Origin of the sequence: Thermosipho sp. 1070 (assembly GCF_001682135.1) — a bacterium.
Lineage (GTDB): Bacteria > Thermotogota > Thermotogae > Thermotogales > Fervidobacteriaceae > Thermosipho > Thermosipho affectus.
In genome coordinates, this window is the sequence record NZ_CP007121.1 from 924,052 (window position 1) to 948,404 (window position 24,353).

Annotated in this window: 20 protein-coding genes and 1 CRISPR repeat array (1 of these 21 running past the window's edge); of the genes, 16 read left to right on the plus strand and 4 right to left on the minus strand. The window is 31.3% G+C overall.

Annotated elements, in window-relative coordinates:
• Nucleotides 1-1,335: a CRISPR direct-repeat array (repeat unit 30 nt; unit sequence GTTTCCATTCCTCATAGGTATGTTCTAAAC); it begins 172 nt to the left of the window's first position.
• 1,083 nt (nt 1,336-2,418) lie between these two features.
• Nucleotides 2,419-3,027 carry a pyroglutamyl-peptidase I gene (gene pcp / locus Y592_RS04615; RefSeq protein ID WP_075665846.1) on the plus strand — a complete coding sequence of 203 codons (609 nt, stop codon included), beginning with the start codon at nt 2,419-2,421 and terminating at the stop codon, nt 3,025-3,027.
• On the opposite strand, the gene Y592_RS04620 is transcribed toward pcp, so the two are convergent.
• Nucleotides 3,002-3,823 (minus strand): PhzF family phenazine biosynthesis protein, encoded by an 822-nt coding sequence (locus tag Y592_RS04620; protein ID WP_075665847.1) that lies wholly within the window; start codon nt 3,821-3,823, stop codon nt 3,002-3,004. The genes pcp and Y592_RS04620 overlap by 26 nt on opposite strands.
• A 4-nt stretch (nt 3,824-3,827) precedes the next feature.
• Nucleotides 3,828-4,292, minus strand: a complete 465-nt coding sequence (locus tag Y592_RS04625; RefSeq protein ID WP_075665848.1) for a peroxiredoxin — start codon at nt 4,290-4,292, stop codon at nt 3,828-3,830.
• Nucleotides 4,293-4,393: 101 nt separating this feature from the next.
• Between Y592_RS04625 and Y592_RS04630 the strand changes: the two genes are divergently transcribed.
• The 9 genes from Y592_RS04630 to Y592_RS04670 all read left to right on the plus strand — a co-directional run bounded on the left by Y592_RS04630 (nt 4,394) and on the right by Y592_RS04670 (nt 14,783).
• The gene (locus Y592_RS04630) at nt 4,394-4,768 is read left to right on the plus strand and encodes a CoA-binding protein (protein ID WP_075665849.1); all 375 of its coding nucleotides are present in this window, start codon (nt 4,394-4,396) and stop codon (nt 4,766-4,768) included.
• A gap of 13 nt (nt 4,769-4,781) precedes the next feature.
• On the plus strand, nt 4,782-6,488 hold the full coding sequence (locus Y592_RS04635) for a phospho-sugar mutase (protein ID WP_232218227.1): 1,707 nt from the start codon (nt 4,782-4,784) through the stop codon (nt 6,486-6,488).
• A 41-nt stretch (nt 6,489-6,529) separates the two neighbouring features.
• Nucleotides 6,530-7,198 carry a Crp/Fnr family transcriptional regulator gene (locus Y592_RS04640; protein WP_075665851.1) on the plus strand — a complete coding sequence of 223 codons (669 nt, stop codon included), beginning with the start codon at nt 6,530-6,532 and terminating at the stop codon, nt 7,196-7,198.
• Between the two features lie 60 nt (nt 7,199-7,258).
• Nucleotides 7,259-8,452: a DUF438 domain-containing protein gene (locus Y592_RS04645; protein ID WP_075665852.1), complete on the plus strand. Its 1,194-nt coding sequence runs from the start codon at nt 7,259-7,261 to the stop codon at nt 8,450-8,452.
• Between the two features lie 12 nt (nt 8,453-8,464).
• On the plus strand, nt 8,465-10,123 hold the full coding sequence (gene hcp / locus Y592_RS04650; protein WP_075665853.1) for a hydroxylamine reductase: 1,659 nt from the start codon (nt 8,465-8,467) through the stop codon (nt 10,121-10,123).
• A gap of 224 nt (nt 10,124-10,347) precedes the next feature.
• Nucleotides 10,348-11,661 (plus strand): ABC transporter substrate-binding protein, encoded by a 1,314-nt coding sequence (locus Y592_RS04655; protein WP_075665854.1) that lies wholly within the window; start codon nt 10,348-10,350, stop codon nt 11,659-11,661.
• Between the two features lie 41 nt (nt 11,662-11,702).
• A complete protein-coding gene (locus Y592_RS04660) occupies nt 11,703-12,569 on the plus strand; it encodes a carbohydrate ABC transporter permease (RefSeq protein ID WP_075665855.1) in 867 nt (288 codons plus the stop codon).
• 9 nt (nt 12,570-12,578) lie between these two features.
• Complete coding sequence (locus Y592_RS04665; RefSeq protein WP_075665856.1) at nt 12,579-13,412, plus strand: carbohydrate ABC transporter permease; 834 nt, start codon at nt 12,579-12,581, stop codon at nt 13,410-13,412.
• 45 nt (nt 13,413-13,457) lie between these two features.
• Complete coding sequence (locus Y592_RS04670) at nt 13,458-14,783, plus strand: glycoside hydrolase family 36 protein (protein WP_075665857.1); 1,326 nt, start codon at nt 13,458-13,460, stop codon at nt 14,781-14,783.
• Nucleotides 14,784-14,804: 21 nt separating this feature from the next.
• On the opposite strand, the gene Y592_RS04675 is transcribed toward Y592_RS04670, so the two are convergent.
• Together Y592_RS04675 and Y592_RS04680 are read right to left on the minus strand one after the other, a co-directional pair.
• On the minus strand, nt 14,805-17,264 hold the full coding sequence (locus tag Y592_RS04675; protein WP_075665858.1) for a bifunctional diguanylate cyclase/phosphodiesterase: 2,460 nt from the start codon (nt 17,262-17,264) through the stop codon (nt 14,805-14,807).
• Between the two features lie 82 nt (nt 17,265-17,346).
• Nucleotides 17,347-19,320, minus strand: a complete 1,974-nt coding sequence (locus Y592_RS04680) for a methyl-accepting chemotaxis protein (RefSeq protein ID WP_075665859.1) — start codon at nt 19,318-19,320, stop codon at nt 17,347-17,349.
• 346 nt (nt 19,321-19,666) lie between these two features.
• Here Y592_RS04680 and Y592_RS04685 point away from each other — a divergent pair, with 346 nt between their 5' ends.
• From Y592_RS04685 to Y592_RS04710, 6 genes are read left to right on the plus strand one after another with little or no spacing between them, the layout of a single operon-like run.
• The gene (locus Y592_RS04685) at nt 19,667-20,200 is read left to right on the plus strand and encodes a hypothetical protein (protein WP_075665860.1); all 534 of its coding nucleotides are present in this window, start codon (nt 19,667-19,669) and stop codon (nt 20,198-20,200) included.
• Nucleotides 20,201-20,221: 21 nt separating this feature from the next.
• The gene (locus Y592_RS04690) at nt 20,222-21,301 is read left to right on the plus strand and encodes a glucose-1-phosphate thymidylyltransferase (protein ID WP_075665861.1); all 1,080 of its coding nucleotides are present in this window, start codon (nt 20,222-20,224) and stop codon (nt 21,299-21,301) included.
• Complete coding sequence (locus Y592_RS04695) at nt 21,298-22,128, plus strand: HAD family hydrolase (RefSeq protein WP_232218156.1); 831 nt, start codon at nt 21,298-21,300, stop codon at nt 22,126-22,128. The genes Y592_RS04690 and Y592_RS04695 overlap by 4 nt, the downstream gene beginning before the upstream one ends.
• Entirely contained in the window at nt 22,118-22,795 is a 678-nt protein-coding gene (locus Y592_RS04700) for a tetratricopeptide repeat protein (protein ID WP_232218157.1), read from the plus strand. Before Y592_RS04695 ends, Y592_RS04700 begins: the two co-directional genes overlap by 11 nt.
• Nucleotides 22,780-24,036, plus strand: coding sequence for a histidine--tRNA ligase (gene hisS / locus Y592_RS04705; protein WP_075665864.1), 1,257 nt, complete (start codon nt 22,780-22,782; stop codon nt 24,034-24,036). The genes Y592_RS04700 and hisS overlap by 16 nt, the downstream gene beginning before the upstream one ends.
• The gene (locus tag Y592_RS04710) at nt 24,036-24,332 is read left to right on the plus strand and encodes a hypothetical protein (RefSeq protein ID WP_075665865.1); all 297 of its coding nucleotides are present in this window, start codon (nt 24,036-24,038) and stop codon (nt 24,330-24,332) included. The genes hisS and Y592_RS04710 overlap by 1 nt, the downstream gene beginning before the upstream one ends.
• The last annotated feature ends 21 nt before the right edge of the window (nt 24,333-24,353 follow it).

The following is a 24,353-nucleotide window of genomic DNA, read 5'->3' on the forward strand; positions in this document are numbered from 1 at the left end:
AATTTTTAGAAACATTTGAAGATTTTAGTTTCCATTCCTCATAGGTATGTTCTAAACGGGAAAATATGGTAATTAAAGTAATAAGAAATAAAAAGTTTCCATTCCTCATAGGTATGTTCTAAACGAAAAATTAAGGATCTTCCGAAATGATATTCGGGAGATTCTTGTTTCCATTCCTCATAGGTATGTTCTAAACAAAAAGAGGAGGGGATGTCATGGAAGTCAAAATATTGAGTTTCCATTCCTCATAGGTATGTTCTAAACTAGTAGGATATGGTTTCGTTGGCAAGGAACATCATAGTTTCCATTCCTCATAGGTATGTTCTAAACTATTAAGTCGATTATATGCGCGACAGGAAGAATTGGTTTCCATTCCTCATAGGTATGTTCTAAACTGGAAATGGTTGGATGAAAATTTATCAGATGTTTTCATGTTTCCATTCCTCATAGGTATGTTCTAAACTTATTCAATTTAGCAATAGGCAACAAATGTTATATGTTTCCATTCCTCATAGGTATGTTCTAAACATGATAGAATGGGTTTAAAGATTAAGTCTATTTTTAGAAAGTTTCCATTCCTCATAGGTATGTTCTAAACTCGAAGGTGGCGTGATTGAGATAATAAATATAATAGTTTCCATTCCTCATAGGTATGTTCTAAACTTGAAAGCAATTTTTGAGGAGGAGTAATCCTCGTTTCCATTCCTCATAGGTATGTTCTAAACTGTGCTTGAGGATCAAATCGGTTCTCAGAAATGGGTTTCCATTCCTCATAGGTATGTTCTAAACAAATTGCAGAAATATTGAAACGATATATGGAAGACGGTTTCCATTCCTCATAGGTATGTTCTAAACAAAATGTGCTTGATCAAATCAGTTCTCAAAAATGGAGAGAGTTTCCATTCCTCATAGGTATGTTCTAAACAAAAAAATATCAGAAATATTAAAACAATATATGGAAGACGGTTTCCATTCCTCATAGGTATGTTCTAAACAAATTTTGGAAGCTCCTATTATAGATGATTTTAATAGTTTCCATTCCTCATAGGTATGTTCTAAACCATGAGAAAAGAAATCGAAAAGAAAATTTGGAAATGGCTGTTTCCATTCCTCATAGGTATGTTCTAAACTGAAGTTAAAGTTTTTGAAAAAGACGCAGAAATCAGTCGGTTTCCATTCCTCATAGGTATGTTCTAAACATTATTATGATATTTGTAGAAAAATTTACTGTTCAATAGTTTCCATTCCTCATAGGTATGTTCTAAACTAAATTTTTGAAAGTAATTTTTGAGGAGGAGGAGTAATGTTTCCATTCCTCATAGGTATGTTCTAAACCAATTAAAAATCTCATAAATTATTATAAACCACATTATTTTCGTTTTGATTAACTAGAAGTTACCTGAAAGTAAACACATTATTTTAAGCCATATACAAGCTTTTTTGTTAACGGAAAAGGTCATCGAATATTCCTTATATTTTTTGTGTTAACCCAAACGTTACAATTGGTTACAATTGATATTTTATTAAACAATGTATTTTGTATGAATTTATGTAAACGGAAAACCTATTAGTTAATTTATTTTAATTTGTTTATAATTAACAAATTATATTAAATATTATTTTATTTTATATTACGTAATTTTATGTTTTGTTCATAACGAATGATATTTTCTATTCAATAAAAGAAAATACAGTGTTTAATATAAAATAATATAATTATGATATTATAATAATTTAACTAAACATTCTTCACGTAAATAAAACACATAATTAATCATAGAAAATGAAACTTAATATAATTAAAAATAATGAAAAAATTATTGTTGAAAGACAAAAATGAAAGGTAGGAAATTTATAACATACAAATACGATGTTATATGGTTAGATAAATACACATGATCAAAAGGAATGAAGGAAGTGATAAAGAGGAAAAAATGATAAAAAAAGATCCAAGTCAGATAGAGTTTATTTTTGTTTTGAGATGAATTTTTTTGCGTTTTATCTATTTATTTTGTTTTATCATAAATTTGAGATTTTTGAAATGGACTGATTAAATTTTGGAGGATCAAAAAGCGAAAATAATTTGTTTTACTAACTAATTTGATGTTATAATATGTTTAAAAAGGTGAAATGGTAATATATTCTTTGACTGTACCTTGCATGGAAAAGCTTGCTGTTGTTTTTGTTAAGTAACTTTGTAAAAAAGTATTGATATGGATGTAGTTGGATAATCTGTGAAAATACATGATATAGAAGTATTGGAATTTGTGGGATTTAATTCTTTTCTTGTAGTATCATATGAAAATGCTAAAACTACAATGTAAAAAATGGTATATCTAATACACTTGCAATTGTTGGTGAAAATCGAGAAATTCCAATTAATAATAATTTGTATGTGAGAGTTAGGAGGGAAAGGTTGTGAAAGTACTAATCACAGGATTTGAACCATTCAACAAAGAAAAGATAAATCCTTCATATGAGGCGTTAAAGAAATTACCCGAAGAAATAGAAGGTATAAAGGTTGTAAAGGCACAAGTTCCAACGGTTTTTAGAAAGAGTATAGAAGAAATTGAGCGATTAATTATTAGAGAAAAGCCAGATATTGTAATTTGTGTTGGGCAGGCGGGTGGAAGAAGCAAAATTACAATAGAACGTGTTGCAATCAACATTGATGATGCAAATATTCCAGACAATATGGGAAATAAACCAGAAGATGAAAAAATTTTTGAAGATGGAGAAAATGCCTATTTTTCAAATTTACCTATTAAGCACATGATAGAGAGTATAAAAAAATGCAATATTCCCGCAGATATAAGTAATTCCGCTGGAACTTATGTATGCAACCACATTTTATATGGATTATTGTACCTTATAAATAAAAAATATCCACATATAAAAGGTGGATTTATACATGTACCATATGCACACGAACAAGTAATAGAAAAGAAAAACGTGCCAAGTATGTCCATTGATGATATTGCAAAGGCCTTGTACTGTGCTATTAAAAGTCTAAAAGTTGTCCTTTAAAGATTATCTTGGCTGTTCCACCAACTTTAATTTTTCCATCGAAAGTTACAAATATTTCTGATTTTCTGTTTAAAGATTCACCTTGGATTATTTTATACACCTTATCTTTCTTAACTATATTGTGTTTATAAAGATAATAAAAAAGGGCGCCATTTGCAGTGCCTGTGGCGGCCTCTTCGTTTATTCCATAAAGTGGAGCAAAATTCCTCGTATTGCAAAGTCCATTACTTTCATCTAATGTAAAGACGTGAAAGCTTGCAACATCATTAAATCGTTTCATATATTCCAAATCTGGGTTAATATTTAACAAAATTTTCTTTGATTTTACAGGTACTATAAGATCCCAAAGACCTGTGAATGCTTTTTGTACTGGAAGCGTATCAAAATCATCAACAGATATGTTTAAAACTTTGGAAATCTTTTCTTTTTCAATAGTTTCTCCTAATTTTGGCTGAGCTTGTTCCATGAATATTTTTTCCTCAGAAATGTAGATATTTAATTTTCCTGCCTTTGTATGCAGTAAAACTTTCTTTGATTCTAAAAGTTTTAAGTGATGTAAAACGTAAAAAGTTGCAATTGTGGCATGTCCACAGATATCAATTTCACTTACAGGTGTAAAATATTCAATAAAAAATTCTTTTCCTTTTTTCAAAACAAACGAAGTTTCAGAAAAACCTATTTCTTTTGCTATATTTTGTTTGAGTTTTTTTGGAATTTCTTTATCTAGTAGGACCACACCTGCGGGATTACCCTTAAAAGGTTCATTTGTAAATGCATCAACTATGAAAAAATTCAAAGTATCACCTCGTCAATATCTTTTCGATTTCCTCGTATGGGGGTTCTTTTCCGGGATCATCAGAAACCCAATCGTAAATAATTTTACCACTTTCGTCGATGATATATACAGCTCTTTTAGAAACTGTGTAATTTTCGATATCTATAAAGTTTTTGTGTACGCCTCCATATTTTTCAGATACTTTTCCACCAAAATCTGAAAGAAGTGTGAAGTTTAACCTATTTTTTTCCGCAAATGCCTTGTTTGAAAATGGGGTATCTACACTTATTCCAAATACTTTTGCATTTAAATTATTAAACTTTGCTATTATGTCTCTAAATGAGCAAAGCTCTTTTTCACACACACTTGTGAAAGCACCTGGATAAAATACAAGCACTATTTTTTCTCCTATTTCATTTGAAAGCTTTACCTTGTTTAAATTTGTATCTACAAGTTCAAAATCAACATACATATCACCTTTTTTTAACATAAAAATCACCTCTTGAGTTAGTTTAGACTTAGTACATAATCATTATACTACAAATTTAATTAAAAAGCAAAAGTGGTATAATATATCCAGGAGGGGTAGATATGGTAGATTTAAACAAGGTGAAAAAAATAGCTCTAGTTGGTGCGACTACAAATAAAGAAAAATTTGGTTATATTATTTTGAAAGATCTAATAAGTAAAGGGTTTGAAGTTATACCTGTAACACCAAAATATGAAGAAATAGAAGGAATAAAAGTTGCAAAAACAATTAAAGAATTGGAAGAAGATGTGGATTTAATAGTTTTTGTTGTGCCCCCTAAGGTAGGAGCTGTTGTTACTAGAGAGGTTTTAGAACGTGGGTTTAAAAATCTTTGGTACCAACCGGGAGCGTATTCTAGTGAAATTGAAGAAGTTTTAAAGCAAAGTGGTGTAGAGGTAGTACATGAAAGATGTATAATGGTTGAGACTAGGAGGTGAGATTGTGCATTACATGGAAGAATACAAAAGGTGGCTTGAAAGTCCATATATTGATGAGGAAACAAAAAAAGAACTTTATGAGATAAAAGACAACGAAGAGGAGATAAAAGAGAGGTTTTTCAAGGATTTAGAATTTGGAACAGCAGGTTTAAGGGGAAAAATAGGAGCAGGAACTAATAGAATGAATAAGTACGTTATTGCAAGAGCCACACAAGGTCTTGCAGACTTTATAAACTCTAAAGGTGAAGATAGGGCAAAAAGGGGAGTTGTCATTGCCTACGATGTAAGACATTACTCGAAAGAATTTGCAAGGGAAGCAGCAAGTGTACTTGCTGGAAACGGAATTAAAGTGTACATTTTTGATGATATAAGACCTACACCAGAACTTTCTTTTGCAGTTAGATATTTAAATGCAACTGCGGGTATAGTTATCACCGCAAGTCACAATCCTCCAGAATATAATGGTTACAAAGTGTATTGGGATAAAGGTTCACAAATTTTAGATGATGTTGCAATACCAGTTCAAAACAATATAAAGGCATTAAAAGATTTTGGAATGATAAAGAGAATACCTTTTGAAGAAGGATTAAACAAATTGATCCATATAATCGGAAAAGAAGTGGATGAAGAGTACTACAAAAAAGTGTTATCACTTGCTCTAAACGAAGATATAGATAAAGGTATAAAAATAGTTTACACGCCACTAAACGGTACAGGTAATATACCGGTACGTCATGTATTAAAAGAAAGAGGTTTTAAAAATGTTTTTGTGGTGAAAGAACAAGAATTGCCTGATCCAGATTTTACGACAGTTGGGTATCCAAATCCAGAAGATATAAAGGCGTTTGAGTTGGCACTTAAGCTTGCAAGGGAAAAGGATGCAGATTTAATAATTGCAACTGATCCGGATTGTGATAGACTTGCCGTTATGGTAAAGCACAATGATCAATACGTGGCATTAAATGGAAACCAAACGGGGGCTATTTTGATTCAATATCTTTTATCTCAAAGAAAAGAAAAGCAACTTCTTTCGGATAAAAGCGTTATAATAAAATCCATTGTTACCGGTAATTTGGGAAAGTTAATTGCAAAAGAGTACAACGTAGAAACATTTGAAACACTTACAGGATTTAAAAATATATGTGGACTTGAAAATGAATTGGAAAAAGAGGGGTATCAATTTGAATTTGGGTATGAAGAAAGTATAGGTTTTGTCACGGGAAATTTTGTAAGGGATAAAGATGGTGTAATATCTGCAATGATGCTTTCAGAAGCAGCGGGATATTACAAAAAATTTGGAAGAACATTGGTAGATGTCTTAAATGAGTTATACGAAAAGTACGGTTATTACCTGGAAAATAATTTTTCGCTTATATACGAAGGTATAGAAGGTATGGAAAAAATTTCAAAAATTATGGAATTTTACAGAAAGAGTTTTCCAAAAGAAATTGGAAATTTAAAAGTCAAAAGTTATATAGATTATTTAGATGGGAATATTTACGATATAGATGGAAATGTAATTGGAAAGGTAGAGAGAATACCATCTTCAAATGTGTTGAGATTTTTCTTTGATGATGGTAGTTGGTATGCAATTAGGCCTTCTGGTACGGAGCCCAAACTTAAAGTGTATATTTACTCATTTGCAAGGACACGTGATGAATCTGAAAAAAAGTTAGAATTGATTGAATCTGAATTTAGGAAAATAATTGAAAAAATATGAAGCCTGGGGATTCCCAGGCTTTTATTTTCGAGGTGATAGGTATGCATCCGCTAATTGAAACGTTTTCAAAGATAGAAGTGTTTAAAAAATTGAAAATATCACAGATAGAAAGATTAGTAAAAAATAGGGAGATCATTTTTAGAAGATATGAAAGAGGTGAATTAATAAAGGGAAGAGGAGAAAAAATAAATGAAGTAATGGTTTTAATGAGTGGTAAGGTACGTGGTGAGATGAACGATTTTAACGGGAAAAATCTCGTGGTTGAAGAAATAAAAGCCCCCAATTTTTTGGCTGTTAATATTTCTTTTTCCAGAGAAGCAATATTACCTGTGGATATAATTTCCGAGGAAAGGTGTGAAGTTGCGTATTTGAAAAAGGAAAAAATATTTGAGCTTGCAAGTGAAAATATAGATTTTTTAAAAGCTTTGGTGGAATTTTTGGGATCAAAGTTTTATTTTATATCTCAAAAACTTTGGTTTATAACTTTAAATAGTCTAAAGGAAAAAATATTGATATATCTTGCATCAAAGTACAGTGGTGGTGAGATTGTGGTTTTGGATAAGTCAATAGAACAGCTTTCACAGCTTTTTGGTTCAACAAGACCTGCACTTTCTAGGGCATTTTCGTCGCTTGAAAGTGAAGGAATAATTAGAAAAGAGGGAAATAAAATATACATATTGGATAAAGATGTAATAGATTTTTACGTGTAACATATGTTACAGACAAAATGGTATAGGATTTGTATAATCAAGTTGAGAGGAGTTGAAAATATGAGTGAGTTATTCAATAAAAAAGAGTATTTAAAAAATTTAATTTTGAGAGTATCTCAAAGAGATGATGAAAAATTAAAAAGAGAACTAAAAGAAACTATAAAGGAATTATCCGCAGAAGAGATTGCAAAAGTTGAACAAGAATTAATGGAAGAAGAAGGATTGTCAATTGAGAAGATTCAATCAGTCTGCGATGTACACCTGGAACTTTTTAAAGAGTACATTGATTCTGAAAAGATAGATGTGGAAGAGTGGCATCCCATTTATATATTAATGAAAGAACATGAATATATAATCAAAAGTCTAGAAGGGCTAAAGGAATTATCTGATAAATTACTTAAAAAGAGTGATGTTCCATCTGCTTTGCCCATACTTTTAAATCTTCAAAGGTATATAGATGATTTAAACGAAGCGGAAAAATATTTTCAAAAGGAAGAAAACGTTTTATTCCCGTATATAGAAAAACATGGTATTACAAAACCCCCTGCGGTGATGTGGAAAGAGCATGATCAGGTAAGACTTTTAAGAAAAGAACTTATAGGTATTAAAGAAAAAAGGGATTTGGAGTTAGCAAAGAATAAATTGTATGAAATTTCAATGGGATTACTTGAATTATTTTTAAACCATGTGCACAAAGAACATTCTGTTTTGTTTCCAACTGCATTGAAGTTGATAAGTGATGAGGAGTGGTTAGATATAAGGGAACAATTTGATGAAATAGGATATATAGGGATAACCCCTGTGAGTGTGGAAAAAAGAGTAAAGATTGAGGAAAGAGTTTACGATGAAAATATAAAACTTCCAAGTGGAGAGTTTACATTAGAGGAATTAAAATATGTTTTAAATACATTACCGGTAGATATAACATTTGTTGATAAAAATGATGAAGTTAAATATTTTAGCGAGACGAAAGATAGAATATTTGTAAGAAGTAGGGCAATTATTGGAAGAAAGGTGCAGAACTGTCATCCGGAAAAGAGTATAGATATTGTTAATAAAATATTGGAAGATTTTAAGTCTGGAAAAAGAGATCATGCGGATTTTTGGTTAAAACTTGGAGAAAGGTATGTATACATTAGATATTTTGCAGTACGCAATGAAAAAGGAGAATACTTGGGAACCCTTGAGGTTACACAGGATATAAAGCCTATTCAGGAGATTTCGGGAGAAAAGAGAATTTACGATGATAAATGAGGAGGTGTTGGAATGTTTTGTTATCAATGTTCAGAGGCATCAAAAGGTGTAGGTTGTACAACCGTTGGAGTGTGTGGTAAAACGCCAGAAGTAGCACATCTTCAAGATTTAATTATTTGGCTTGTAAAGGGAATATCTTATTGGTCTTTAAAAGCAAAAGAGTACGGTGTAAAGGATGAAGAAGTTAATTTGTTTGTTGCGGAAATGTTGTTTGCGACTATTACAAATGTGAATTTTTCGGTTGAAAGAATGGTTGAATTTATTGAGAGGGCATTTGAATTAAGGGATAGAATAAAGCATAAATTTTTAGACGTATATGCACAAAAAGAGGGAAAACCATTTGACGAAAAGGTTCCAGAAGCTGCAGAATGGTATAAAAAAGGCGGGGCTGATCTATACGAATTAAAGGGAATGGAAGTAGGAGTGCTTTCGGATAAAGATGAGGATATTAGATCTCTAAAACAACTGTTGATTTACGGGTTAAAGGGTATAGCTGCATATACAGATCATGCGTATATTTTGAAGCACACAAATGATGATATTTTATACTTTATTCAAAGAGGACTTGTTGAAACATTGAGAGATGATATAACAGCAGATGAATTAGTATCCTTGGTACTAGAAGCTGGAAAATTTGCGGTAGATGCAATGGCATTACTTGATAAGGCAAATACCACAGAATTTGGAAATCCAGAGATTACAGAAGTGTATACGGGGACTTACAATACACCTGCGATATTGGTTAGTGGGCACGACTTGTTGGATCTTGAAGAATTGTTAAAACAGACAGAAGGAACGGGAATAATGGTTTATACGCACGGAGAAATGCTTCCGGCACATGCCTATCCAAAGTTAAAAAAATACAAACACCTTGCGGGAAACTTTGGAAGTGCATGGTGGAAACAAACACAGGAATTTGAAGAATTTGGTGGAGCAATATTGATGACTACAAATTGTTTAGTCCCACCAAAAGGTTCTTACAAAGACAGGGTCTTTACAACTGGACTTGTAGGATTTGATAAGCTAACACATATTCCAAATAGAACAGATGGAAAACCAAAGGATTTTTCACCTGTGATTAAGAAGGCTCTCGAGTTAGGACCAATTCCTGAGAGAAAAGGTAAAAAGCTTGTGATTGGTTTTGCACATAACCAGGTCTTAAAACTTGCAGATAAAGTAATTGACGCGGTAAAATCAGGAGCAATTAAAAAGTTTGTAGTTATGGGTGGTTGTGACGGAAGACATCCTGGAAGAGAATATTACACGGAGTTTGCAAAGAAACTCCCAAAAGATACGGTTATTTTAACTGCAGGTTGTGCAAAGTATAGGTATAACCACCTTGATTTGGGTGATATAGACGGTATTCCAAGAATTTTGGATGCAGGTCAATGTAACGATTCTTATTCGCTTGCCGTGATTGCTTTAAAATTAAAAGAAGCCCTAGGGTTAAACGATATAAACGAATTACCAATTGCGTATAATATAGCGTGGTACGAACAAAAAGCAGTTGCAGTGTTATTGGCGCTATTGTACTTGGGAATAAAAGGAATAAGATTGGGGCCAGTTTTACCGGCATTTGTTTCTGAAAATGTGTTAAAAGTGTTAGTTGAGAAATTCAATATTGCCCCTATCACAACAGTTGAAGAAGATTTAAAAACATTACTCGCATAAAGAAAATCCCCATCCAATCGGATGGGGATTTTTTCCTTCCTTAAAAATTCTTCATATTTACTTAAAAATGTAAATATAAAATAAAAAGTGTAAAAAATGGCTATATACATGTATTTGATGTATATATATTTGAATATTTTGCATTTTTTTTATATTTCGCCCTTTTTTATCTTAATTATTTTTTTTTATAATAAATTAAACCAAAAAACAGGAGGTGGAGAGCTATGAAAAAAGTGTTAATTTTTGCTCTTGTTATTTTAAGTGTTTTGAGTTTTTCAAAGGTTACTATAGAATTTTGGCATGCTATGAGTGGATGGAGGATAGAACTATTAGAAAACATGGCAAAGGAATTTATGGCAACTCATCCAAACATAGAAATTAAGGTTCAGTATACGGGATCATATAGAGATACATTTAACAAAACGATAGCGGCTGTAAAGGCTGGAAATCCTCCACATGTTGTTCAGATTTACGATATAGGTACAAGGGCTATGATAGATGGAAATATTACCGTTCCAATAGGAAATTTAATTGAAGAGGATCCTACAATTGATTTGGGAGCATTTTTGCCACAAGTTTTAAATTACTATACAGTGGATGGAAAGTTATATTCTATGCCATTTAACTCTTCAAATGCCATTTTATTTTACAATAAAACTGCATTTAAAGAAGCAGGTCTTGACCCAAAAAGACCACCAAGGACATTTGATGAATTAATAGAATACAGTAGAAAATTAGTAAAGAAAGATGAAAAGGGAAATATAATAAGGTATGGACTTACTTGGCCTACACACTCTTGGTTCTTTGAACAATTAATGGCTGTTCAAGATGCACCACTTGTTAATAACGACAATGGTAGGGGGAGTAAAAGACCAGATAAAGCAGTTTTTAACAGCGAAGCTGGAAAGAGAATTTTTGAACTTCTTGCACAGATGACAAAAGAAGGATTGTTAATAAATACAAAGAGAGAAGATTGGAGTGGAGCAAGGCAAATCTTTTTATCTGGAAAAGCTGCAATGTTACTGTATTCTACGTCTGATGTAAAGTTTATAACGGAAACTGCAAAGAAAAATGGTTGGGAAGTAGGAACAGCATTCCTTCCAAAGCCATCTCTTTCTATACAAGGTGGAGTTGTAATTGGTGGAGGCTCTCTCTGGATCTTGAAGAATCATCCAAAGAAAGAGATAGATGCAGCATGGGAATTTGTAAAATGGATGACAGAACCAAAACAACAGATAAGATGGCACAATGAAACAGGTTATTTCCCAGTAAGAAAAGATGCCGTAGAACAACTGTTAATGGAAGGATTCTATGCAGAAAAACCGAATTATTTGACCGCTATTTTCCAATTGTTGTTGTCAAAACAAACACCAAATACAAATGGTGCAATAATAGGTGTATTCCCGGAAACAAGGGAAATTATTGAAACAGCATATGAAAAAGTGATAAATGGTCAAATGACTGTAGAACAAGCACTTAATTGGGCTGCTGGAGAAGTAACAAAGGCACTGAAAAAATATAACAGGTTGTACAAGTAAAATTGTGCCCCGTTTGGGGCACTTTCTTGGGAGGTGTAATATTGAGAAAATTAACGCCTTATTTTCTTTTAATTCCCACTTTTGTTATTATAATACTATTTATATATACGCCTGCTTTTAACTCATTTAAAATGAGTTTTTTTCAAGAAACTTATTTTGGAGATAAAAAAGTATTTGTGGGGTTTGACAACTACATAGATTTGTTTAGTGACAATGAGTATTATGACGTTTTGAAAAATACTTTTATTTATTCATTTGTAAGTGTAGGACTTACTATATTTTTATCTTTTTTGATTTCACAGCTACTAATATTGGATTTACCAGGTACAAAAGTTGTTAGAACTTTGATTTTTTCACCATATGCAGTTTCGCCTGCTATTTCTGCAACTTTGTGGGCTATGTTGTTTACACCAACTGCAGGGTTGTTTAGTTATTTATTTCAGATTACATTCAACTTAGATGTTAAGTGGTTAACAACCAAGCCATATGCAATGATTGCAATTATAGCTGCAACGGTTTGGAAGATGTTGCCGTTTGATTTAATTTTCTACATAGCAGCTCTTCAAAATATACCAGATTCCATTTTGGAATCTTCTTTAATGGATGGAGCAAATGGGTGGATTAGAATGTGGAGGATAAAATTCCCACTAGTTACACCTATAACGTTTTATTTGTTTATTATGAATTTTACAACTACGATGTTTTCATCATTTGGAATTATCGATATTATGACTCGCGGAGGACCTTTAAATAGTACAACTAACATGATATACAGACTTTATTTAGATGGTTTTGCGTTTCAGGATAACGGGCTTGCATCAGCTCAATCGGTGGTCATGTTTGGTATAATGTCGATAATTACTTATCTTTACTTTAAATTTGTCGAAGGAAAAGTTCACTATCAGTGAGGTGAAAATATGAAGATAAAGAATAGATGGACCTTTATTATCTTTGAAATACTTTTAATATTTGTGGGATTGGTAATGTTTGCACCTATTTTACTCGCCTTTTTCATGAGTTTTATGAAACCTTCAGAAGTTTTTAGGTTTCCACCGAAGGTTATTCCAAGTAGTTTTTATTGGCAAAATTATAAAGAGGCATTAAAATTGGTTCCTTTGGGAAGAATGTTGGTTAATTCTTTAATTGTTTCGGTATTTATAACTGTCGGAAAGTTGATAACGGGTGTTTTAGCTGGGTATGCATTTTCCAATTTTAATTTCAAAGGTAAAAAAATCGCCTTTTCTACGTTATTTGTAACGTTATTTTTACCAGCTGAAACTGTAATGATAGTTCCAATGTTTTTGCTGATGAAATCTCTTGGTTGGGTAAATACATACTATGCGTTGATAATTCCGTTTACCGCAAGTGCAACAAATACATTCCTTATGAGGCAACATTTTAGAACTATACCTTTGGAATTAAGTGATGCTGCAAGAATAGATGGAGCAACTCCCATGCAATATCTTTTGAAGGTATTATTACCACTGTCAAAGTCTATGATTGGAGGTGCAGCACTTATAAACTTTGTATATGCCTGGAATATGTATCTTTGGCCACTTGTTATAACAATGGATGATAAAATGAAAACAGTACAAATAGGTGTTAAAATGCTTATTGATGCGGAAGCGGCAAACAATTGGGGAACTATTATGGCAGGTACTATGATAGCACTTGCTCCTACATTGTTGATTTTCTTTTTAATACAAAACTTATTTGTTAAGAGTTTGGTAAGTAGTGGACTAAAGGGATGAATTTTGTATATAATATAGTTGAATAACAACATGGGAGCTGTTTATATGGAGTTGTTGATAGAAAAAGAAGAAATAAAAAACGGAGAAATAATTACGGGAAAAGTTAAAGGAAAATTGGGAAAAGTTAAGATATATGAAGCTAGACTTCAAGGGGATATTGTTTTAAAGGGATGGGATGATAACAAAAAAATTGATTATTTTTTTGCAACGGAAAAAAGTTTTTTTGGTTATTTATCTTCGAAAATTGGGCATCCATTTTTCGTGGTAAAAGATGATATAGTGGAATGCTATATAGATTATTACGACACGGAATTTGACGATTATGTAGAAATAGAACCATTGGTTATTTTGCATGGAAACGTGGATATGTTGGTGAACGTATATTCTGATATGGTTAAAAAAAATTTAGAAACTTCATTTTCCAATTGGAATCCAGTGGGGTGGTCATGTAAATGGAATTGTCTTACTAATTTCAAAGAGAGCTTAGACTATGCAAAAAAATATCCATTTGAAGTTTTTCAAATAGATTTTTGGTATAAAAATATAGGAGATTGGGAACCTAAGTTTTCATCGTTTGAAGAAATAGCAGAAGAAATCAAAAGTTATGGGATGAAACCTGGGATCTGGATAGCCCCTTTTGTAGTTTTGGAAGGATCAGATATTTTTAAAGAAAAAAAGAATTGGTTTGTAAAAAATGAAAAAGGGAATCCAAAGAAGATATACAATATAAATGGAAAAGGATTATACGCGCTCGATTTAACAAATAATGAAGTGGAAGAGCATATAAGGAATATTTTTTTAAGAATTAAAAATGCGGGATTTGAATACTTTAAGTTAGATTTTCTTTTTGCTGGTATTGTCAAAGGAAAGAGAAAGGAAAGTGTAACACCAATACAATCATACAGAAAAGGGTTAAAATTAATTAGAGACTTACTTGGTGAATTTATAGTTGGAGTAAGGGCTCCTCTTTTACCTTCTATAGGCTATGTGGATGGAATGAAGATAACGAATATGTCAGAAAAAGGTCTATATGGTGCACTAAGGGATGTTATAACAAGATATTTTATGAACGGTAGATGGTGGTGGAATGCGCCAGATTTTTCCCTTGGAAATAATATAAGTACCACCCAAAAAAAGTTGTTTTTCATGACTGTAGGAATTTTAAATAATATGTTATTTTTGTCAGATAGTCTAAAAGGAAATTTGGAGAATTATCTTTTTAAAGCAGCGTTGAAATTACGTGGAGGCAAGATTTTTGTAAAGAATATAGGAGCAAAAGGGTATGAAATAAAAGCAATTGGTACAAATATAGGGGATGTAAGCTTTAGATTATGTATAGAAACGGAAAAATCGGAATTTTATATAGAGTAACGATAACTGTTTATAGTAAAGTTAATTTATCAATTTTGAAAACTCGCTTAAAGATTGTGGTTTGCCAAAATAATATCCTTGAAAAAGTTTAAACCCTATCATAGAAAGAATTTCAAGTTGTCGAGCGTTTTCCACACCTTCAGGAATTGCTATTAGATTAAAAGTTTCGCAAATACTGTAGATTGCTTTTAGAAGGTTGATGTTTTTTTCATCATCAATGTTTTTAACAAATTCTCTGTCAATTTTTAGTATGTCGAAAGGTAAATTTCTAAGGTAACTTAGAGAGGAATACCCTGTTCCAAAATCATCAAGACACAGTTTTATACCTTCTGCTTTTAATCTAGAAATATTTTCTTTTACTGTGTTATCGTAGCTTAAGAATAAGTTTTCTGTTATTTCAAAGACGATTTTTTGGGATGGAATATTGTATTTTTCCATTATCTTTAAGTAATTAATTGGAAAGTCTGGTTCTTTAATTTGAACGGGACTTATATTTATATCTATAAACTTGAGTTTTGGATTTTTTTTCAAAAAATCCATAACTTTTTCAAAAATCTGTAGAGAAACATCTGTTATCTTTCTGGATTTTTCCAGAAAATTAAGAAATTCACTAGGTGGAATGATTTTTCCATCTTTTTTCCATCTTATTAATACTTCGGCACCAATTATCTTTCTATCTTCGGTGGATATAGGTTGCAGGAAAGGAATAAATTCTTGGTTTCTAATTGCTATTTTTATGAGATTTTCCTTTTTTATTTCTTTTTGGATTTGGTCTTCAATTTCTTTAGAATATATGACTTCTTTATTACTTTCTTTTGCCTTTGAAAGTGAAAGGGTTGCTTTTCTGATTATTTCTTCTAGATCTTCGGAATTTTTAAATACGTAAGATCCTATAAAGAAATTTTGTTCTAGTGTTGAAAGGTCTTTTTTTAGCTTTGCGATAATTTCTTTGGTTTTCTCAAGCGCATTTATTGGATCTATATCCAAATCCTTTATTAAAAACCAAAATTCGTCATTTTGTGCTCTTGAGATTATCACATCAAGACCTTCTTTTTTTGTGAATTCTTTTAACGTGTTTGAAACTTCTCTTAGAAGTTGATCACCAAACTTATGTCCTTTTATGGAATTTATCCATTTAAAGCCTTTTATATCTATTAATATTAGCGAATGATAGAGAAGAGAGGATAAATTTCCCATTTGTTTTACAATGTATGTTTTGTTAAATGTGTCCGTTAAAGGGTCTTTTTCCAGTAGATTTGAAAGTTTTGATGAAAGCATCTTTTCTTTGGAAATATCAGTATATATCGTATAAAGAAATACTTTATCGTCAATTTCAAATTTTACCGCACGAATTTTTACGAAAACGCTTTTTCCATCTTTTGACTTTCTTATAGTTTCATATGTTGCATATCCATTTTTTAAGACTTCAAGTATAATGAGTTTTGATTCTGATTTTAAATATGATGGTACGATACTTTCTATATTTTCAAGTCTTTTAAGTTTGAAAAGGTTGGTAAATTGTCTGTTGCATTCTATTATCTTTCCTTTTGGAGTGATTATTGCAACAGCATCAGGTATGTTTTTAAAGAGCGTAGAAAAAAGTTTGTCCGCTATAGTGTGTTTCTTTGAGTATTCCATTTCTTTGGTAATATTTCTAAATAGGTATACAATTCCATTTTTAAACGATAGTTTTTTGACGATATAGTATGTGTTGTTTTTGAATATTACTTCATCGTTGTTAAAATTTTCTTCTAGTTTTTTATTTATTATATTGTTGAAATTAAGATTTAAAATCTTGCTTGCTGTTTTATTTAAGTCTAAGACGTATCCTTGGTTATCTAGTACTATTATTCCATCGGAAAAGGACATTAAGAGTTCGTCTTTTAATTCATCTAAGATATTAAGCCAAGATCTTCTTATCAATATAAACATAGTAATGAAAAAAGATAAAGAGACAGAAAACAAGATTCTTAGCGTATTTTTAGAAAAAAACAATATTTCAAGGGAGATATAAAATAACAGTGTTGAAGATATGAGAATAATACTATGTTTTATACTTTTCTTTATATTTGCTTTTAAAATATTTGAAAAAGAGAGAAAAAGAATAATTGCGCCGTAGATTACTAATAACATAGAAAATATTCTATTTTCAAGTAAAATATCTGATTTACCGAATAGAAATAAATTTGGAATGTTTAGCAAGAAGATTGGAATAGAAATAAGAATTCTTTCTTTTATATTTGTTTTTTCTCCGTTTATATCTTTTGAAAAGACATAAAAAGCGGGAATTAGCGTGAGGCCTATGATATCTTCTAAATATTGTATGTAAAGGTTATTTGTTTTGAAATTCAAAGCTTCTAAAAATGTTAGAATGAATAATATAGAAACTACGTGAATAAAAACTTTAGATAGTCTGTATAGTCTCCTTTCAAGTAGATATATAACAAAAACAATGTTTATTGTTAACACAGCTAAGATCATTTAATCCCTCCACAAAGTTTCGTTGTATTAAAATTATACATCTAATTAAGGAAAATAAAAGCCCCTTAAGGGGCTTTGTAACTTAAAATTTAAATTTATTAACTTCGTTGTCCAAATTTATGGAAAGTGATGATAGAGTCTCACTTTCATTTTTTATGATTTTAATTAATTCAAATTGCTCTTTTGTTATTTTACTTGTGTTATCCAATGTATTTGAAACATCGGTTATTTCCTGTGTTGCCGCTTCAATTGCACTGCTAATTTCTTGTGTCGATGCACTTTGCTCTTGTGCACTTGATGCAAGAGATTCTATCATTTGTGATATGTTTTCAATTTGACTTAGTATATCTATTACTGCATCTTTTGCATATAATGCCTTTTCTTTGGTGTTTAATATTTCATCAACGGTTTCTTTTGTAGCATTTGAAGCGTCTTCTGAAGCATTTTTAATGGATACAAGTATTTCGTTGATTTTTTGTGTTGCATTTTTACTTTCTTCTGCAAGTTTTCTTATCTCATCTGCAACTACTGCAAAACCTTTACCTGCTTCACCTGCACGTGCAGCCTCGATCGCAGCATTTAGTGCAAGTAGATTCGTTTGTTCTGCAATAGAATTTATTGTTTTAACTATTTCCCCTATATTTTGTGCATTTTGTGATAGAGTTTCGACTATTTCATTGGTAGAAGTTGCCTTTTCTTTTGTTTTTTCGATAACATCTACAATTGTATTAATGGCAATTTCCCCTTCTTTTGCATTGTTGTTAACCTTTTGTGCGCTTTCTGAAAGATTTTGTGCGGCATTTGATACATTTTGTGCAGCTGATGCTATTTCTTCTACACTGCTTGTAAGTTCCTCCATAGTGGCGGAAATGTTTTGTGCAGAAGAATTAAGGTGTGATATACTTTCAAATACATTATTTCCTATCTTCTCTAAATCAATAGATTTGTTGAAAAATGTTTTTGAAGTATCGGCAAGTGTATCTGCAGTATTTTTGATTTTAAATAAAACATCTTTTAGGTTTTGTGCCATTTTATTTAGTGTATTTCCAATTTGCGCTATTTCATCGTTTCCTTTTACTTCGAAACTTACTTTCAAATTTCCTCCTCCAAAATCTAAGGCTTTTTCCGATAGTTTTTGGACACTTTTTGAAATGTATTTGGATACTATAAGGATTGGAATGATTGATATTAAAATTATGATGAAAAACGAAATAAGTATGGTATTGGAAATGAAGAACACACCTGAGAGAATTTCTTTTTTTGGTACTATAACTGCAAGTGACCATCCAGGAGTTCCTTTAAGCGGAGAGTAAAAGATATATTTTTCTTCATTATTTGGATCAATAATTTTTGAAAATCCTGTTTCACCTTTTATCATTTTTTCACCAGCTTCTTTTAGACCTTTAAATCCTTCTGCTTTGAGAATGTTGAGTTTCAAAATATAATCTTTATTTGGATGTGCAATGGTAAGTCCTGAAGAATTTATTAAGGTTGCATATCCTGTTTTCCCAATTTTTATGGTCTTTATTTGCTTGGTAAGGACATCAACGTATATTGCGGATCCCAAAAGTCCTATTGTTTTTCCATCTTTTTTTATAGCACTTGCTATTACAAAAACAGGTTTTCCAGAAGCTTTGGAAAAAACCACATCGCTGATTGATATATCTTTTCCTTTTATTATTTCGTTAAAATATGTTCTATCTTTTATAGTGCCCCTGGCGCCACTTGTTGCATGAAAATTTCCTTTTATATCTGAAATGAAAAAATCATCAACTTCTGGAAAATCTTTTATTTGCTTTTTTAAAAAAATTGTAGCATTTTCATCTAAGGACTTGATTTTATCCATTTTTGATGTGTATTTTACAAAATCTACAAATCTGTTGAAATATTCAACAAAAGCGTTATTTGTTTCTTTGAGAATGCTTTGCGAAAAATCAAATGAAATTTGAGTGATTTCGTTAGTAGAAATTTTTAATATTATTATTCCTGCTATGAGAAGCAATATAGCTATGGGCAAGGATATAAATACAACCATTTTTGTTTTTATGCTCTTCATACTTTACACCTCCTATGTTAAAAATATGGTTATTTTATTTTAGGCCATAAGTAATTATATAATATTTATGTTGATTAATGATAATGTTATTGTTAACTTTTGTATTTTGATTTTTAATTATTTTGTTTATGCGAACTATAGTATTACATTTACATAATTTACATTGTAACTTATAATTATTTGAGTTAATTATATTAATAATATAAATGTCTGTTTTGTAGAGTTAATCAAAATTATAATCAAAATTATGAGCTGAAAATATATTATTTTTATATACATATTTTATTGATGATGTTTGTTTTTTGATTTTTTTGAAAATGAAAACTTTGATGATATAATATGAAATATGAAAATAGAACGTGAAAAAAAGTATCTTTTGGATGAATATTTGTTTAAAAAACTTATTCGAAAGGCAAAATATAAAGTGGGTGTTATCCAGTGGTATCTGGAAAGGTGTGTTTTTGTAAAGGCACAAAGATGTAGATTGAGGTATACAGTTGATGGTGATTTTAGCGAAAAATGGGTTGTTGCGTTTAAGTCAAAGGTTTTTGGAGACTTTCAAAGGTTGGAAGATGAGTACGATGTAGATTTAAAGAGTATAGATTTTTTAAAGAAATACCCAGTAATTGCAAAAATTAGGTATTTTCTGATGTTTTCTCCTGCAGAAGTTTCGATTGATGAATTTATTTTCCTTGATTTTCCACTAAAAATAAAGTATCTTGCAGAAATAGAAACAAATGAGGATTTTGAAAAATACGAAGAAATGTTTGGTTTAAAACACTCTGTAGAAGATTTTGAAGAATATACGAATTTTAATATGGCAAAGGTGAGTAAAATTGCCCCAGAAAGGATAATAGAAAAAGTAAAAGCTATGATATAATCTGATTTGAGGAGGGATAAAATGAAAGCGATTATACTTTGTGCTGGAAAGGGTACAAGACTAAGACCTTTAACTTTTACAATAGCCAAACATCTTATTCCCATTGCAAATAAACCGGTTATTTACTATAGCTTGGAAAAAATAAAGAGTATTGGGATTGATCAAGTTGGTCTTATTGTAAACAATGAAAACATAAACGATTTTAAAAATTTTTTGGGAGATGGAGAAAAATTTGGGTTAAGTATAGAATACATATTGCAAAATGAACCAAAAGGTCTAGCGCATGCCGTCTCTATTGCAAGGGATTTTATTGGAAATGACGATTTTTTAATGTATTTGGGTGATAACCTTATATTAGATGATATCTCAAAATTTGTAAATGAATTTAGAAAAGAAGAGGAACTGAAAGCTTCTATATTACTTTCTCCTGTAAAAGATCCTTCAAGGTTTGGTGTTGCAGTTGTAAAAGGAGAAAAGATAGTAAAGGTCGTGGAAAAACCAAAAGACCCTATTTCAAATCTTGCAATTATTGGAATGTATTTGTTTAGGAGTACAATATTTGAAGGAATAGATAACATAAAACCTTCATGGAGAGGAGAACTTGAAATTACAGATGCAATAGGATATTTGATAGAGAAGGGATACAATGTAAAAGGACATGTTGTCTATGGTTGGTGGAAAGATACGGGAAAACCCGAAGATTTGATAGAAGCAAATAGAAAGATATTGGATGATAACCATTTTAAGTTGGAAAACAAAGGAATTGTGGATACTTTGTCGGATATACAAGGTAGGGTGTATATTGGGGAAAATAGTGAAATAATTAATTCTACTATAAGGGGACCTGTTGTTATAGGGGCAAATTGTGTTATTAAGGATTCCTATATTGGTCCTTATACCTCTATTGGGGATAACGTTTTAGTTGAAAATTGTGAACTTGAAAATAGTATTTTAATGGATCATGTAAAATTGCTCAACTTGCCATATCCCATAGATTCTTCTTTAATAGGTAAAAACGTACAAATTGTTAACAATGAAAGAAAACCAAAGGCAATGAAGTTTGTAATTGGAGACATGGGAAAAGTGGAAATAGTGAGGTGATATTTTTGATTAAGCTTATCTTAACGGATTTAGATGGAACACTTTTAAATGATGAAAAACACGTACCAGAGCGGAATATAATTGCGTTAAAAAGGGCTATGGAGAAGGGAATTCACATTAGTATTGCAACTGGAAGAAATTATTATTCTGCAAAAAGATATGTGGAAGAGTTGGGATTGGATGTGCCAGTTGTATTTCAAAATGGGGCGTTCATTTATATGCCATTTGAAAATAAAGTATTGTATGAATCTCCCTTGCCATCTAAAATTGCAAAAGAATTAATAGATTATGCCAGAAAAGAGAAAGTAGATTACATTCTCTTTTCAGATTTTCTAGATGAAAAAGATATGTATATGGACAAAGAACATAAAGGTGGATATGTAAAATATTTAGAACAAAATAGTTGGCGGATTAACAAAGTTGATGATGTAATTAAATTTATAACAAAAGACAAAGTTGCAGAAGTAGTACTTATGGGAAATGAAGCAAAAATTAGAAGGATAATAGAATTTGTTGGTAAAAAATATACAGGTCAATTTAGTGCTATAAAGAATAACGTGGTGGATGGTTGGGCGTTTTTTGAATTTTTCGGCAAAGGGGCATCTAAAGAGAATGCGTTAAGATTTTTGCTTAATTATTTTAAAGTCTCGGAAAATGAAACAATGTTCTTAGGTGATAATTATAACGATATTGGTATTATGAAATTAGTGGGTTTTCCAGTTGCAATGGAAAATGCAGTTGAAGAAGTTAAGAAGGTAGCAAAGTTTATTACGCTTTCTAATAACGATGGAGGAGTAGGTTTTGCGGTGGAAAAGTTTGTTCTTTAGTGTTTTTTTTCTTGTGAATGTTTTTTCGTATACTATATATGATTTACAGCTTGCAGTTGGAAAGCGAGAACAACAAGAGGTTTTAAATATTTTAAATTCAATAGATTATGATGCTCTCCAAATTGATTTTAAGTGTGAGGTAATACTAGCATATACCGACTTGTATTTTTGGGGACATGGAGATGTAAAAAGATACCAAGATTTAGCAAAAAAATACGTAGATGCACTTTTAGAGACAAACTACTGGAAAGTATACTATGCAGCGGCTTTAGTATATGGACACTACGTTCAAAAAAATTATTTTTTAGCGTTGATTTACTATAAAAAAGTGTTTGATTTTGCAAAAAAAGCCGTGGAATACGGGCAAGATCAATATCTTGCCCATCTTTTATATGGAATACTTCACCTTGAAACACCATTTGGTGATTTAAATGTTGCAAAAGATCACCTCTTAAAAGCGCTGCAACTGAATAAAAATCATATATATACGTATGTTGAATTGGGAAAATATTACGAAAAGGTACATGATTGTAAACGCGCAAAAGAGATGTATGAGAAAGCATTGAAGTTAAATGGGCTTGAAATTTGGAGTTATATAAATGAAGAGGCAAAAAGAGAGGCAAGTGAAAGGTTGTTGGAGGTGGAAAGAAAGTGTACAAGCGGGTAAAAGGAACAGACGATATTTATGGAGAGGATATGAAATATTGGTACTTTGTAGAAGACGTTGCAAGGGAAACGGCAAGGTTGTATGGATATTCCGAAATTAGAACACCTATATTTGAGAGGACGGAACTTTTTGTAAGGGGTGTAGGGGAAGATACAGATATTGTACAAAAGGAGATGTACACATTTGAAGATAAGGGAAATAGGAGTATTACCCTTAGACCGGAAGGAACAGCACCTACTATAAGGGCATTTGTTGAAAATTCGATGTTGGCAACAGGTCTTCCAAAAAGGTTATTCTACATTGGTCCTATGTTTAGATACGAAAGGCCACAATCTGGAAGACAGAGGCAATTTCATCAATTTGGGGTAGAACTTATAGGTTCTCCTTCATCCCTTGCAGATGCAGAAGCTATTGTGCTTGCAGACCGATTTCTAAAAAATTTGGGATTAGTAGATTATACTATAAAGATAAATTCAATTGGTTGTGAGAAATGTAGGGGTGAATATAAAAAAGCACTTAAGAAATATTATGAGAATAAGTTGGATAAAGTTTGTGATGATTGCAAAAGACGGTATGAAACAAATGTATTAAGGCTTCTTGATTGTAAAGTAGACGTTGAATATGTAAAAGGGGCACCAAAGATAACGGATTATTTATGTGATGATTGTAAAAGTCACTATCTTGAAACTAAAGAGATTTTAGATGATTTGGAAATAAAATATGAAGAAGATCCATTACTTGTAAGAGGTCTTGATTACTACAATAGAGTGGTATTTGAAATACATCACGGAAAACTTGGAGCTCAAAGTGCAGTAGGTGGTGGGGGTAGATACGATAATCTGATAAAGGAATTAGGTGGTCCAAAAACCCCATCTTTGGGATTTGCAATGGGGATTGAAAGATTAATAATAGCGATAAAGGAAGAAAATATACCAGTAGATGATGTAAAAAATAACGAAGTGTATGTAGCTCACCTTGGGGAAAGAGCAAGAGTTGAAGCAATAAAGATATCTGAGGAACTAAGAGATAGTGATATTTCGGTTGTATTTAACACCATGGAAAGGGGATTGAGCGCGCAATTAAAACATGCTGCAAGATTAAAGTGTAAACTTTGTATAATTGTTGGTGAGAATGAATTGGAGAGAAATATTGTTATTTTAAGGAATATGGAAACAGGTGAGCAAATAGAGATAGAAAGAGACTACATAGTTGGAACCACAAAAGAGTGGATTGAAAAGTAGTGAGTTATATCGAAGCAGTTATAGCTATAGTTGTTACACTTATAGCTGTAACTGCTATTTTTTTTACCATAGAAAGCCAAAGGGCAATGTACAATAAAATCTTGCAAATAGAACTTTCCAAACTTCATGCCGAGGATTTATTTCTAATTTCCCTACCTAGTCTACATCCTCAATTATCTTATGTTTATGTATCAGAAAATGGGGTGAAAATTGAAAATGAAATCAAATTTGTCGAATTTGATATGGAAAATAACATAAAAGTGAAGGTATTTTATTTTGAAAATCTTGACTTTTAATTTCATATGATTTATAATTTC